This is a genomic window from Dethiothermospora halolimnae, assembly GCF_037577855.1.
In the GTDB taxonomy this organism is placed as follows: Bacteria; Bacillota; Clostridia; order Tissierellales; family VENL01; genus Dethiothermospora; species Dethiothermospora halolimnae.
Genome location: NZ_JBAKFX010000072.1, coordinates 1 through 15,037, shown reverse-complemented (window position 1 = coordinate 15,037; position 15,037 = coordinate 1). Strand labels below are relative to the sequence as shown.

At 35.4% G+C, this 15,037-nt stretch carries 15 protein-coding genes and 1 other annotated feature; all 15 genes read right to left on the bottom strand.

Features of this window, described 5'->3' with window-relative positions:
* A partial coding sequence (locus V6137_RS18580; RefSeq protein ID WP_425449473.1) for a GTP-binding protein occupies positions 1-97 on the bottom strand: 97 nt, incomplete at its 3' end.
* A 32-nt stretch (positions 98-129) separates the two neighbouring features.
* Positions 130-2,196 (bottom strand): elongation factor G, encoded by a 2,067-nt coding sequence (gene fusA, locus V6137_RS18575; RefSeq protein ID WP_425449472.1) that lies wholly within the window; start codon positions 2,194-2,196, stop codon positions 130-132.
* Positions 2,197-2,285: 89 nt separating this feature from the next.
* Positions 2,286-2,756 (bottom strand): 30S ribosomal protein S7, encoded by a 471-nt coding sequence (rpsG, locus tag V6137_RS18570; protein ID WP_425449471.1) that lies wholly within the window; start codon positions 2,754-2,756, stop codon positions 2,286-2,288.
* Between the two features lie 147 nt (positions 2,757-2,903).
* Complete coding sequence (rpsL, locus tag V6137_RS18565; RefSeq protein WP_425449470.1) at positions 2,904-3,317, bottom strand: 30S ribosomal protein S12; 414 nt, start codon at positions 3,315-3,317, stop codon at positions 2,904-2,906.
* A 25-nt stretch (positions 3,318-3,342) separates the two neighbouring features.
* Positions 3,343-3,585, bottom strand: a complete 243-nt coding sequence (locus V6137_RS18560) for a ribosomal L7Ae/L30e/S12e/Gadd45 family protein (RefSeq protein ID WP_425449469.1) — start codon at positions 3,583-3,585, stop codon at positions 3,343-3,345.
* 139 nt (positions 3,586-3,724) lie between these two features.
* Positions 3,725-7,255: a DNA-directed RNA polymerase subunit beta' gene (rpoC, locus tag V6137_RS18555; RefSeq protein WP_425449468.1), complete on the bottom strand. Its 3,531-nt coding sequence runs from the start codon at positions 7,253-7,255 to the stop codon at positions 3,725-3,727.
* A 29-nt stretch (positions 7,256-7,284) separates the two neighbouring features.
* Positions 7,285-10,863: a DNA-directed RNA polymerase subunit beta gene (gene rpoB / locus V6137_RS18550; RefSeq protein WP_425449467.1), complete on the bottom strand. Its 3,579-nt coding sequence runs from the start codon at positions 10,861-10,863 to the stop codon at positions 7,285-7,287.
* A 308-nt stretch (positions 10,864-11,171) separates the two neighbouring features.
* Positions 11,172-11,552: a 50S ribosomal protein L7/L12 gene (rplL, locus tag V6137_RS18545; RefSeq protein WP_425449466.1), complete on the bottom strand. Its 381-nt coding sequence runs from the start codon at positions 11,550-11,552 to the stop codon at positions 11,172-11,174.
* Positions 11,553-11,593: 41 nt separating this feature from the next.
* Complete coding sequence (gene rplJ, locus V6137_RS18540; protein ID WP_425449465.1) at positions 11,594-12,127, bottom strand: 50S ribosomal protein L10; 534 nt, start codon at positions 12,125-12,127, stop codon at positions 11,594-11,596.
* A 33-nt stretch (positions 12,128-12,160) separates the two neighbouring features.
* Positions 12,161-12,308: a sequence feature (ribosomal protein L10 leader region), on the bottom strand.
* 52 nt (positions 12,309-12,360) lie between these two features.
* The gene (gene rplA, locus V6137_RS18535) at positions 12,361-13,062 is read right to left on the bottom strand and encodes a 50S ribosomal protein L1 (RefSeq protein ID WP_425449464.1); all 702 of its coding nucleotides are present in this window, start codon (positions 13,060-13,062) and stop codon (positions 12,361-12,363) included.
* A gap of 51 nt (positions 13,063-13,113) precedes the next feature.
* Complete coding sequence (gene rplK / locus V6137_RS18530; protein ID WP_425449463.1) at positions 13,114-13,539, bottom strand: 50S ribosomal protein L11; 426 nt, start codon at positions 13,537-13,539, stop codon at positions 13,114-13,116.
* Between the two features lie 108 nt (positions 13,540-13,647).
* The gene (gene nusG, locus V6137_RS18525) at positions 13,648-14,175 is read right to left on the bottom strand and encodes a transcription termination/antitermination protein NusG (protein WP_425449462.1); all 528 of its coding nucleotides are present in this window, start codon (positions 14,173-14,175) and stop codon (positions 13,648-13,650) included.
* A gap of 53 nt (positions 14,176-14,228) precedes the next feature.
* Positions 14,229-14,441, bottom strand: a complete 213-nt coding sequence (gene secE / locus V6137_RS18520; protein ID WP_425449461.1) for a preprotein translocase subunit SecE — start codon at positions 14,439-14,441, stop codon at positions 14,229-14,231.
* A 23-nt stretch (positions 14,442-14,464) separates the two neighbouring features.
* A complete protein-coding gene (gene rpmG, locus V6137_RS18515; protein ID WP_425449460.1) occupies positions 14,465-14,614 on the bottom strand; it encodes a 50S ribosomal protein L33 in 150 nt (49 codons plus the stop codon).
* A gap of 268 nt (positions 14,615-14,882) precedes the next feature.
* The coding region (locus V6137_RS18510) for an EF-Tu C-terminal domain-related protein (RefSeq protein ID WP_483863906.1) at positions 14,883-15,037 on the bottom strand (155 nt) is incomplete at its 5' end.

Genomic DNA, 15,037 nt, shown 5'->3' with positions numbered 1-15,037 from the left:
TTATTGCTGCTGTTAATGTTGTTTTACCATGGTCAACGTGTCCTATTGTTCCTATGTTAACGTGTGGTTTATTTCTTTCAAATTTTGCTTTACCCATCTTTATTCCTCCTTAATATTTATACTTTTTAATTACTTTCCTACAATATCTTCGGCTATATTCTTTGGAACTGGTTCATAGTGATCAAATTCCATTGAATAGTTTCCACGACCCTGTGTATTTGAACGAAGGTCTGTAGCATAACCAAACATTTCTGATAATGGTACAAAAGCATTAACTACCTTAACACCATTTCTTTCTTCAAAGTTTTCTATTCTACCTCTTCTTGAGTTAACATCTCCCATTACATCTCCCATATACTCTTCAGGAACTAATACTTCTACCTTCATATATGGCTCTAAGATTACTGGTTTAGCTTGTTGCATGGCCTTCTTAAAGCCCATGGAACCAGCTATTTTAAATGCCATCTCATTAGAGTCAACATCATGGTATGAACCATCATATAGTGTTACTTTAAAGTCTATAACAGGGAATCCTCCTAAAACACCAGTTTCTGATGCTTCTTGAATACCTTGATCAACTGCTGGGATATATTCCTTAGGAATAGCTCCCCCTGTAATTTTATTTACAAACTCATAGCCGTCGCCATGTTCTTGTGGCTCCATAATAATCTTACAGTGTCCGTATTGTCCACGTCCACCCGATTGCTTAGCATATTTAGAATCAACATCAGCTTTTGCTGTAATTGTCTCTTTATATGCAACCTGTGGATTACCAACATTAGCTTCAACTTTAAATTCTCTTAAAAGTCTATCAACAATTATTTCAAGGTGAAGTTCACCCATTCCTGAGATAATTGTCTGACCAGTTTCTTCATCTGTATATGTTCTGAATGTTGGATCCTCTTCTGCAAGTTTTGCAAGGGCAACACTCATTTTTTCTTGACCAGCCTTTGTTTTAGGCTCGATAGCAACAGATATAACTGGTTCTGGGAATTCCATTGATTCAAGAATAATTGGATTATCTAAATCACATAAAGTATCTCCAGTACTTGTATCTTTAAATCCTACTGCTGCAGCTATGTCTCCTGCATATACTTCATTTATTTCTTCCCTTGTGTTAGCATGCATCTGAAGAATACGGCCGACTCTTTCTTTTTTGTTTTTAGTTGAGTTTAGTACATATGATCCTGATTCCATAACTCCTGAGTAAACTCTAAAAAAAGCAAGTTTACCAACATATGGGTCAGTCATAATCTTAAATGCTAATGCTGAGAATGGCTCGTCATCTCCTGATTTTCTTGAAGCTTCCTCTTCGCTATCAGGTAATACACCTTTTATAGCAGGAACATCAAGTGGTGAAGGTAGATAATCAACTACCGCATCTATTAGCATTTGAACTCCCTTGTTCTTGTAAGCTGAACCACAGAACACTGGGAATATTTCATTAGCTATAGTTGCTTTTCTTATCCCTTCCATTAGCTCCTCAGTAGTTATTTCTTCGCCTTCAAGATACTTCATCATTAACTCTTCATCTTGCTCAGCTACAGCCTCTACTAATTGCTCTCTATATTCCTCTGCCTTGTCTTTTAATTCATCTGGTATTTCAGTTGTTTCAATCTCTTGTCCAAGGTCATCTTTGTAAATTCTAGCATTCATGTTTACTAAGTCAACAATACCAATAAAGTCATCCTCCGCTCCTATAGGAAGTTGAACTGGTATTGCATTAGCCTTTAGTCTTTCATGCATGGTTTTAACTGAGAAATAAAAGTCTGCTCCCATTTTATCCATCTTATTTACAAAACAGATTCTTGGAACTCCGTATTTATCGGCTTGACGCCAAACATTTTCTGATTGAGGTTCAACACCACTTTTCGCATCAAATATTGCTACTGATCCATCTAATACACGAAGTGATCTTTCAACCTCTACTGTGAAGTCAACATGGCCTGGTGTATCAATAATATTAATCCTGTGATCTCTCCAGAACGTAGTCGTAGCAGCAGAAGTTATTGTTATACCTCTTTCCTGCTCCTGTTCCATCCAGTCCATTTGTGAAGCCCCTTCATGGGTTTCACCTATTTTATGTGTTTTACCTGAGTAAAACAAAATTCTTTCAGTGGCTGTTGTTTTACCTGCATCTATATGAGCCATTATACCTATATTACGCGTCTTTTTTAACGATATTTTTCTAGGCACAATACTCCTCCTTTCTGCTGCTGAATTTAGTCTAATTATTATAGTTCCCAACTATTAGAAAATTAAACATTTTTTTATAAAGACAGTGATTACCATCTGTAATGAGCAAATGCTTTATTAGCTTCTGCCATCTTGTGCATATCTTCTCTCTTTTTAACACTTGCACCAGTGTTATTAGCAGCATCCATTATTTCCTTAGCTACTCTATCTTTCATAGTTCTTTCTCCTCTTTTACGAGCGAAAGTTACTAAATGTCTTAGTCCTAATGTTTGTCTTCTATCAGGTCTAACTTCAACTGGAACTTGATATGTTGAACCACCAACACGTCTTGCTTTTACCTCTAAAACTGGCATAATGTTATCCATTGCCTTATAGAAAACCTCTAGTGGATCTTCTCCAGTTTTCTCTTTTATATCTTCAAAGGCTCCGTACACTATTCTTTGTGCAGCACCTCTTCTACCATCTAACATTATATTATTTATTAATTTTGTCACTACCACATCTCTGTAGATAGGATCCTCTTGTACTTTTCTTTTAGGTATATTCCCTTTTCTTGGCACCTTACTTCCCTCCTTAATAATCTAAGATTAATTCATGGGTACTCGACAATTAGTATGTCGTCGTGCTCTAAAATGCTCCTCGTGAAATATACCCTATCATATATATATCAAGGGGTATGTCACCGCATTTTTTCGCTTATCGACAATTTACTTCTTAGGTCTTTTTGTACCGTACTTTGATCTTGACTGCATTCTGTCTTCAACACCTGCAGTATCTAATGTTCCTCTAACTATATGGTATCTAACTCCTGGTAAGTCTTTAACTCTACCTCCTCTTATAAGAACAACACTATGCTCTTGTAGGTTATGACCTATACCTGGAATATATGCAGTAACCTCAGATCCATTAGTAAGTCTTACTCTGGCAACCTTTCTTAAGGCAGAGTTAGGCTTTTTAGGTGTTATTGTCTTAACAGCTGTACAAACCCCTCTTTTTTGTGGTGAGTTAACTTTTACAGACTTCTTTTTTAAAGAGTTAAAAGTAACATTCAAGTGTGGGGATTTAGTCTTCTTTGAAGTTGTTTTTCTGCTTTTTCTAACTAATTGATTAATCGTTGGCATCTAGGCACCTCCTTCCAAATTTCTACTATTTCAATAGAACAGCCGATGCTGCTCCAACATCAATGCCACAGGCCTTTCCTAATTCTTTCATTGTATTTACGTAAACTATTTTTACAGATTCCTTATTACACAGATCAACTAAAAAATTAACTATATGTGTATCGGCATCCTTTGCTATAAAAACAATTTCCGCGTTACCATTAACTACTGCTTTTTTAGCCTGTTTTGTACCTACCATCTTTTTTTTATCTTTCAATTGAGATAACAATTAAGTTTCCTCCTTTTTTGAATATCTAGAAGATTATGCACCTACGCATAACCTTCTAGTATATAAAAGAGTCAACCATCCAAATTTACACACTCATATATTTTAACATCAGATTAGTAAGCTGTCAACAATTTATATGTTAAACTTCTAACTCCTGTTTTTGTACAGGTTCTGGAGTGTTTATTGCAACGTTTTTATACTTTCGCATCCCTGTACCTGCAGGAATAAGTTTACCTATTATTACATTTTCTTTAAGTCCTATTAAATTATCTTCCTTACCCTTTATAGCTGCCTCTGTAAGAACCCTCGTTGTTTCCTGGAATGAAGCAGCAGATAAGAAGGATTCTGTAGCAAGAGATGCCTTAGTAATACCAAGTAGTACTCGCCTCCCTACTCCAGGTTCTCCACCTATACTTTCAACTTTTTGGTTGGCTTCTTCAAACTCAAATATATTAACTAAACTTCCTGGTAATAAATCAGTGTCTCCAGCATCTTCTACTTTTACTTTACTCATCATCTGTCTTACTACAACTTCTATATGTTTATCATTTATATCAACACCTTGCATTCTATAAACCCTCTGAACTTCTTTTACAAGATATGATTGAACTCCACCGATTCCTTTTATCTTTAAGATATCATGGGGATTTACTGACCCTTCTGTAATTTCATCTCCAGCTTCTATAATATCCCCTTCTCTAACTTTAAGTCTTGAACCATAGGGTATAGTATAGGACTTAGACTCTCCATCGTCTCCGGTTACGATAACTTCTTTCTTTCTTTTAGTTTCTTTTATCGATATTGAACCTGGTATTTCAGCTATAATAGCCAAACCTTTTGGTTTTCTAGCCTCAAATAACTCCTCTACCCTCGGTAAACCTTGAGTAATATCAGATCCGGCTATACCACCTGTATGGAAAGTTCTCATTGTAAGCTGAGTACCGGGTTCACCTATAGACTGGGCTGCAATTATACCAACTGATTCCCCAACATCCACTGGCTTTCCAGTAGCAAGGTTTCTACCATAGCATTTCTTACAAATACCATGTCTAGTCCTACAAGTTAATACTGACCTTACATTAACTTCTTCTATTCCAGCTTCAATTATTTTATCAGCAATATCTTCTGTTATTAATTCTCCAGCACCAACTATTAATTCATTAGTTTCTGGGTGGAATATATCATCAAAACTATATCGCCCTTCTATTCTATCCCATAGATTTTCTATTTCTTCTTTACCATCTTTAAATGCCTTAGCAACTATACCATGGTCAGTTCCACAGTCACCTTCTCTTATAATAACATCTTGACTTACATCAACAAGTCTTCTTGTTAAATACCCTGAGTCGGCAGTTCTTAATGCAGTATCGGCATTACCCTTTCTAGAACCATGGGTAGATATAAAGAATTCTAGTACTGTTAAACCTTCTCTAAAGTTAGATTTTATAGGCTGTTCAACGGTTCTACCTGAGGCATTGGCCATAAGACCCCTCATACCACCTAACTGTTTTATCTGGTTTCTACTACCTCTAGCTCCTGAATGGGACATGATAAATATATTATTTAGTCTATCTAGATTATCCATAAGGGCAGCTGTTACATTTTCAGTTGTTTTATTCCATACCTCTAATACTTTCTCATATCTCTCTTCATCTGATATAAGACCTCTTCTGTATGCCTTTTCATATTTATCAACTGACTGTTCAGCTTCTGATAATAATTGTGGTTTCTCGTCGGGAACCACTATATCTGCAACACTTATTGTAATAGCCCCAATAGTAGAATAATGATATCCCATATCTTTCATATGGTCTAATACTATAGAAGTTATTGTATTACCATGCTTTCTAAAACATTTCTCTATTATCTTACCAAGCATCTTTTTATCAACTAGTGTATCAATTTCTAAAGAATACTTATCTTTACTTCTATCTACAAAGCCAAGATCTTGAGGTATATGTTCGTTAAATATAAATCTACCAACAGTACTTTCAACTAACTTACCCCTCTTATCTCCATCTAATTTAATTCTTAGTTTTACCTTTGCATGTAACTCAACTTCTTTATTGTAATAGGCAAGCATTAGTTCATCAAAGTCTTTAAATACCTTGCCTTCACCCTTTTCACCCTCTACATCTATCGTTAAGTAATAAGCACCTAATACCATATCCTGAGTAGGAGTTGTTACTGGCTTTCCATCCTTTGGTGCCAAAATGTTATTAACAGAAAGCATCAAGAATCTGGCCTCTGCCTGAGCTTCAGCTGATAATGGAACGTGAACCGCCATTTGGTCACCGTCAAAGTCAGCATTATAAGCTGTACAAACAAGGGGATGTAACTTAATAGCTTTACCTTCCACTAAAACAGGTTCAAAGGCCTGAATACCAAGTCTATGAAGAGTTGGCGCACGGTTTAATAAAACCGGATGTTCTTTTATAACTTCTTCTAGTACATCCCAAACAACAGGATCAACCCTCTCTACTTTCCTTTTAGCACTCTTAATATTATGGGCATGACCTTCATTTACTAGTCTTCTCATTACAAATGGCTTAAATAATTCAAGGGCCATTTTCTTTGGAAGACCACACTGATAAAACTTAAGCTCCGGTCCAACAACTATAACTGAACGTCCAGAATAGTCAACCCTTTTTCCAAGTAGGTTCTGTCTAAATCTACCTTGCTTACCCTTTAGCATATCTGAAAGGGATTTTAGAGGTCTATTTCCAGGACCAGTAACTGGCCTTCCTCTTCTACCATTATCTATTAGTGCATCTACCGCTTCCTGTAACATTCTTTTCTCGTTTCTAACGATTATGTCAGGGGCACCTAAATCTAATAGTCTCTTTAATCTATTATTTCTATTTATAACCCTTCTATATAGGTCATTTAAGTCAGAAGTAGCAAATCTTCCCCCATCAAGTTGTACCATAGGTCTTAAGTCAGGAGGAATTATAGGGATTACATCTAGTATCATCCATTCTGGATTATTTCCAGATCTCCTAAATGCCTCTATTACTTCTAATCTTCTTATTATCCTAACTTTCTTTTGACCAGATGTTTCTTTTAAAGCCATCCTTAGTTCTTTAGCTTCTTTTTCTAAATCAATATTACCTAAAACTTCCTTTACCGATTCAGCACCCATACCAGCTTTGAATTTTCTACCATACTTATCAATGGCATCTCTATATTCTCTTTCGCTTAACAGCTGCTTCTCGGACAAAGGAGTTTCACCTGGATCTATAACTATATATGAAGCAAAATAAAGTACTTTCTCTAAAGATCTTGGAGACATATCTAATATAAGTCCCATTCTACTAGGTATTCCTTTGAAATACCATATATGGGAAACAGGAGCAGCAAGCTCTATATGTCCCATCCTTTCCCTTCTTACCTTAGATTTTGTTACTTCAACTCCACATCTATCACAAACAACACCTTTATATCTTACCCTCTTATATTTACCACAATGACATTCCCAATCCTTTGTGGGGCCAAATATTTTTTCACAAAAAAGCCCTTCTTTTTCTGGCTTTAATGTCCTATAGTTAATTGTTTCTGGCTTTTTGACTTCTCCCTTAGACCATCGTCTAATTTTTTCAGGAGAAGCCAACCCTATTCTTATTGCATCGAAGTTATTAAATTCAAACAAGGGGCTCTCTCTCCCTTCCATAAGTAATTTTTGATTTACTTACTATTTTTCTAATTATCTTCATCTTTAGAATCATCTAGCTCTATATCTAAGTTTCCAATTTCATCATCATCAGATTCTTTTATCTCTATTTCATTATCATCATCGGATAACACCTTTATATCCAACGATAAACTTTGTAATTCTTTAATTAATACCTTAAAGGATTCTGGTATTCCCGGTTCTGGTATGTTTTCACCTTTAACTATGGCTTCATATGCCTTAACACGACCAACTACGTCATCAGACTTAACCGTTAATATCTCTTGTAGTGTATAGGAAGCACCATAGGCCTCTAGTGCCCAAACCTCCATCTCACCAAATCTCTGTCCACCAAACTGAGCTTTACCACCAAGGGGTTGCTGTGTAACTAGAGAATATGGTCCAGTAGATCTAGCATGTATCTTATCATCTACAAGATGATGAAGTTTTAACATGTACATATAACCAACGGTTACAGGACTATCAAACTCTTCCCCTGTTCTGCCATCTCTAAGCTGTATAGTACCTGACTCCGGTAAGCCCGCTTTCTGAAGTGCTTCTTTTATATCATCTTCATTGGCACCATCAAATACAGGTGTTGCCACCATCCAATCAAGGGATTTTGCAGCCATACCAAGGTGGGTTTCAAGTACCTGACCTATATTCATACGTGATGGTATACCTAGAGGGTTAAGTACTACCTCAAGGGGAGTTCCATCAGGTAAAAATGGCATATCTTCTTCAGGAAGAATTCTTGAAATAACCCCTTTGTTACCATGTCTACCACACATTTTATCTCCAACGTTTATTTTACGTTTAGTTGCTATATATACCCTTACTAGCTGATTTACTCCAGGTGGTAACTCATCACCATTTTCCCTTGTAAATACTTTAACATCAACAATAATACCCGTTTCACCATGGGGAACTCTAAGGGATGTATCCCTAACTTCTCTAGCCTTTTCACCGAAAATAGCCCTAAGAAGTCTCTCTTCAGCAGTTAATTCTGTTTCTCCCTTTGGTGTTACTTTTCCAACAAGTATATCTCCTGATTTAACCTCGGCACCAATTCTTATTATTCCACGCTCATCTAAATTCTTAAGGGAATCTTCTCCTACGTTAGGTATATCCCTTGTTATCTCTTCAGGTCCAAGTTTTGTATCCCTTGCATCTGCTTCATATTCTTCTATATGAATAGACGTTAATGAGTCTTCAACTACTAGTTTTTCACTTATTAAAATAGCATCCTCATAGTTATATCCTTCCCATGTCATAAATGCTATCAACATGTTTCTACCAAGGGCTATCTCACCTTTATCCGTTGATGGACCATCGGCTATTATCTGTCCTTTTTTAACCTGTTCTCCATTTTCAACTATAGGTTTTTGATTAATACAAGTACCTTGATTAGAGCGTTTAAATTTAAGTAGTTTATACTTATCTATCTGACCATCATCATCACGTTTTACCATTATTTCATCAGCAGTAACCCTTGTAACTTTACCACTATTTTTAGCAATCACTATAACCCCAGAGTCTTTAGCCGCCTTATATTCCATACCTGTTCCTATAACAGGGGCATCGGCCTTCAGTAAAGGTACAGCTTGCTTCTGCATGTTTGCACCCATTAAAGCTCTAGTAGCATCATCATTTTCTAAGAATGGAATCATAGATGTACCAACTGATACTATTTGCTTAGGAGAAACATCCATATAATCTATTTCTTTGCTAGGTACAACATCTATAGCTCCATATTTACCTCTAGCTATAACCTTCTTGTTAACAAACCTTCCTTCTTCATCTATAGGTTCATTAGATTGGGCAACTATATAGTAATCCTCCACATCTGCAGTCATGTAATCTATTTGATCCGTTACCACACCTCGCTCCTTATCTATCTTTCTAAATGGAGCCTCTATAAAGCCGTATTCATTTATTTTTGCATAGGTAGCCAAGGATGTAATAAGTCCGATATTAGGCCCCTCTGGAGTCTCTATAGGACACATTCTACCGTAATGGGATTGATGAACGTCCCTAACTTCAAATCCAGCTCTATCTCTACTAAGGCCACCTGGTCCTAATGCTGACATTCTTCTCTTATGGGTTAACTCTGAAAGTGGATTAGTCTGGTCCATAAACTGTGACAATTGACTGCTACCAAAGAACTCTTTAATAGCCGCCGCTACAGGTCTTATATTAATTAAAGCTTGGGGAGTTATTACATCAATATCTTGAATGGTCATTCTTTCTCTAACTACTCTCTCCATCCTAGATAAACCAATTCTAAATTGGTTTTGTAATAATTCTCCAACAGATCTTATTCTTCTATTACCAAGGTGATCTATATCATCAGTATCACCAACTGCGTGGAATAGGTTAAACTCATAGTTTATAGAAGCAATAATGTCCGATTTCACTATATGCTTAGGTTGTAACTCTCTTATTCGATCTTTTATTGCAGACTTTATTTCATCTTCATCATCAAATTCATCAAGTATTTCTTTCATAACAGGGTAATAAACCCTTTCCCTTAGTCCTACTTCATCACTTGGAAATGGTAGATTAAAAGCTTCTACATCAATAAAATGATTCCCTATCACCCTTGCTATATTATTTTCTCCACTTGCTATATCTACAGAGTTTATCCCTGTTGCTTCTATTTCTAATGCCTTTTCCTTTGTAATCATTTCACCCTCTGAAACTATTATTTCTCCAGTTTCAGGGTCTATGATGTTTTCTGCCGCCACTCTATCTTGAATTCTATTTTTAAGAGCCAATTTTTTATTGAATTTGTATCTACCTACCTTAGCTAAGTCATAACGTTTATGATCAAAAAATAAGGTATTAAGTAAGGACGTAGCACTATCAACAGTAGGGGGCTCTCCAGGTCTTAACCTTTTATAAACCTCTAGTAGTCCCTCTTCTTCCGTCTTTGTATTATCTTTCTCAATACTCTTAAGAAGTTGTTCACTTTCACCTAATAACTCTATTATCTCAGCATTAGTTCCATATCCCATGGCTCTAAGCAATACAGTTATAGGTAATTTTCTGGTTCTATCAACTCTAACATGGACTATATTATTAGAGTCAGTTTCATACTCTAACCACGCACCTCTATTAGGTATTACGGTTGCAGAGTATAATCTTCTACCAGTTTTATCAATATTTTCAGTATAATACACTCCAGGGGATCTTACCAGCTGACTGACTATAACCCTTTCAGCTCCATTTATAATAAAGGTACCTTTTTCAGTCATCAAAGGGAAATCTCCCATGAAAACTTCCTGTTCTTTTACTTCTCCTGTTTCCTTATTAATAAGCCTTACCTTCACCTTTAACGGTGCCGAATATGTAACATCACGCTCCTTTGATTCCTCTTCATCATACTTTGGTTCTGATGCAACATAGTAATCAACAAATTCCAATATTAAATTTCCAGTATAGTCTTGAATAGGTGAAATGTCTTCAAATACCTCTTTTAACCCGTCTTCCATAAACCATTCATAGGACTTTTTCTGTACCTCTATCAAGTCCGGTAAATCCATAACTTCATTAATTCTAGAATAACTCATTCTAACCCGTTTACCACTCGAAACAGGATGCACCATTATAATTCACCCCTTACTATAAAACTAAAATATCCAAAAGTAACGATATTGTACTTTTGGTAATTTTTTCATTCAAACACATATATTTTAATATTCCCATAAACAGAATCTTTTATACAAAAATCGTGCCAAGTTCCGTCTATTATGCATCTAATAATGTTATCATACTAAAGTAAAGTTGTCAAGAACAAAGATTTTATTATGTGTAATATTAATCAAGTGATAATTGGGGTTATCAATCGATTAATATTACACTTATTATTAGATAATGAAAAAGGGTTTCTTAATCGAAACCCTTTTTATAATCATTATTTTAATTCTACTGTTGCTCCAGCATCTTCAAGTTTAGTTTTCATTTCTTCAGCTTCGTCTTTAGCTACTCCTTCTTTAACTGGGTTTGGAGCACCATCAACTAATGCTTTAGCATCTTTTAGTCCTAATCCTGTGATTTCTCTAACAGCTTTTATTACTTTGATTTTGCTGTTTCCTGGATTGCTTAATACAACATCAAATTCAGTTTTTTCTTCTGCGCCACCTGCTGCGCCAGCTGCTGGAGCTGCCGCCATAGCTACAGGAGCTTGAGCACTTACTCCAAACTCTTCTTCTAACTCTTTAACTAATTCTGATAGTTCTAATACTGTAAGATTTTTAACTTCTTCCATTAAATTTTGAATTTTTTCACTTGCCATTTTAAATTACCTCCGTATCTTTTATTTTTATTTTTTATTTTCTATGCTTCTGCTTGTTTCTTCTCAACTATAGCATTCAATGCATAAGCTAAGTTTCTAATGTTACCTTGAAGTACATTAGCAAATCCACTTATAGGACCATTTAAACCACCAAGTACTTGAGCAATAAGAACTTCTCTCGATGGTAGTTCAGCTAATGATTTCACTTGATCTAGAGCTACTACTTTACCTTCAACAATACCCGCTTTAATCTCTAAAGCTTCATGCTCTTTAGAAAATTCATGGGTTACCTTTGCCGGTGCTACAGCATCCTCATTTCCAAAAGCAAGGGCATTTGGACCTGTAAGAAACTCATTGAATTCCTCTAGTCCAGCATCTTTGAAAGCAAATCTCATTAAAGTATTTTTATATACTTTATAATCTACACCAGACTCTCTATACTTATTTCTAAGTTCAGTTACTTCTTCAACATTTAATCCTCTATAATCAACAAGAACCACTGACTGAGAGTTATTAATTTTGTCTTTTATTTCTTCAACAATCTGTTGTTTCTTTTTTATTACCGCTGAACTCATTTAGTTCCACCTCCTTATATTGGAGTCACTTTTATGTGCATTATAAAAGGTCTCCCCGTAGACACAGAGAGACCTTTGTTTTCTATAATATAACTATACTCACATAGTTATGAAACAAAACCTCGGTAGGATATTTAAACCTTTAGGTACCTACTGTCTACGGTTAAAACCGTATTCAATTTAGCAACATTGATATTCTATCAATAAAATAGTCTATTGTCAACAAAAACTTTCTATTTATCCATAAGTTTTTGTGGATTTAATTTTATTCCTGGTCCCATAGTACTTGAAAGAACCACACTTCTTAGATATCTACCCTTAGCCGCCGCTGGTTTAGCTTTTATAACAGCATCCATAAGTGCATTAAAGTTATCAGTCAACTTCTCAGTTCCAAAAGACGCCTTTCCTATTACAACGTGGATTATACTAGTTTTATCAACTCTATACTCAACCTTACCTGCTTTAATATCATTAACAGCCTTCTCAACATCAAATGTAACTGTTCCTGATTTTGGGTTTGGCATTAATCCCTTTGGTCCTAAAACTCTACCTAATCTTCCTACAACACCCATCATGTCTGGTGTAGCAACAACTATATCAAAATCAAACCAATTTTCTTTTTGAATCTTCTCTACGTATTCTTCTGCACCTACATAATCTGCACCTGCAGCTTCTGCTTCTTTAGCTTTATCTCCCTTAGCAAATACCAACACTCTTACTGTTTTACCTGTACCGTGGGGTAAAACTACTGCACCTCTAACCTGTTGGTCAGCATGTCTTGGGTCTACTCCAAGCTTTAATGAAAGTTCAACTGTTTCATCAAACTTCGCCTTAGCAGTTTTTTGAACTAATTCAATAGCCTCATTTGGATCATATAGTTTTTCTCTATCAACTAGCTTTAAGCTCTCTTGATAGTTCTTACCTCTTTTTGCCATTTTTATAAACCTCCTTTGTGGTATTAACGGTTTTTTACCTCCCACTTACTCCTACTCTTCTACAACTATACCCATACTTCTTGCTGTACCGGCAACCATGCTCATAGCTGATTCGATACTTGCTGCATTTAAGTCAGGCATTTTTACCTCTGCAATTTCTTTTACTTTGTCTTTAGAAATTGTAGCAACTTTATTTCTATTTGGTTCTCCAGAAGCTTTATCTAATCCTAATGCTTTCTTTAAAAGCACAGCAACTGGAGGAGTTTTTGTAATAAAAGTAAAAGATCTATCTTGATAAACTGTCAAAACAACTGGAATAATCATACCAGCTTGATCTGCAGTCTTAGCGTTGAATTCTTTACAAAATCCCATTATATTAACACCATGTGGTCCTAAAGCAGTACCTACCGGTGGTGCAGGAGTAGCTTTACCCGCTGGAATTTGTAACTTTACAACAGCTGAAACCTTTTTAGCCATTTTACTTACACCTCCTTGTTAAATTGTGGTTAGTCGAGTTAATAATAACTCTCCCACTTGAAGCTCAAACATCTATCTAAAAAGCCCAATTGGCTTCATTAGCAAATGCTATAATCTTTCAATTTGATTAAAGTCTAATTCTACAAGTGTTTCTCTACCAAACATAGATACAAAGGCCTTCAACTTCCTTTTTTCCATGTTTATACTTTCAACAGTTCCAATAAAACTTTCGAAAGGTCCTGATATAACCTTAACATTATCTTTCACCTTAACATCAATATCAGGTAATTCTTCTTGAACACCTAAAGCCTCAACTTCTTCATCAGTAAGTGGAATAGGTTTTGAGCCTGGACCTACAAATCCAGTAACTCCCCTAGTATTTCTAATAAGGTACCAAGATTCATCAGTCATTATCATATTAGCTAGTACATACCCTGGAAATACTTTTCTTTGTTTCACTTTCTTTTTTCCATCTTTGCTCTCTATATATTCTTCCGTAGGAACTGCTATCTCGAAAATAACATCTTGCATACCCCTATTTTCTACTAGCTTCTCAATATTCACTTTTACCTTATTTTCATGTCCTGAATAAGTATGAACTACATACCATTTGGCTTTATCAGACCTATCTGCCATAATTTAGGGGACCTTTGTATCAGGTCCTTCCCTCCTTTGTATCATCATTTTTGTTATAATATAACTTTCAATAAAGCTTGAATCGCTGAATCGAATAAGCCAACTATAGCAGCTACTAACACACACATAGCTATTACTATGCCGGTGTTATTTATAAGTTCTTTTTTGTTTGGCCAACTTACCTTTTTTAATTCAGCTTTAACCCCTCTAAAAAAATTACTTAACCTCTTCCCAGCGCTCTTATTTGCACCACTTTGAGCTGCCATACTATTCACATCCTTACATTTAATTATTTAGTTTCTTTATGAACAGTGTGAGTTTTGCAGAACCTGCAATATTTTTTCATTTCTATTCTGTCAGGATTATTTCTTTTATTTTTAGTTGTTGCATAGTTTCTCTGCTTGCACTCTGTACATGCTAGCGTTATCTTTGTTCTCACGATACGCACCTCCTAGACCTTAAAGACAATATACATCTATATGTTAATACGATTATTATTTATACTCGGGCGCAAAAAACCCAATAATAAATACACCACTTAATATAAACTATCATATTACAAAAAATATGTCAATAAAAAAATTGGACAACAATATCCACTATATAATACTTTAAAATATTATTACCATATCTCAATATAAAATACATTAGACTCCAGTATTTCCTAAAAAAGACTAGGCCGAAAGAGACCTAGTCTTTTTTTATCATTACTCTATTATTTCAGTAACAACTCCGGCTCCTACTGTTCTACCACCTTCACGAATAGCAAATCTTAATCCATCTTCCATTGCTATTTGTGTGATTAATTCAACATTAAATGTTGCATTGTCTCCAGGCATTATCATTTCTGTTCCTTCTTCTA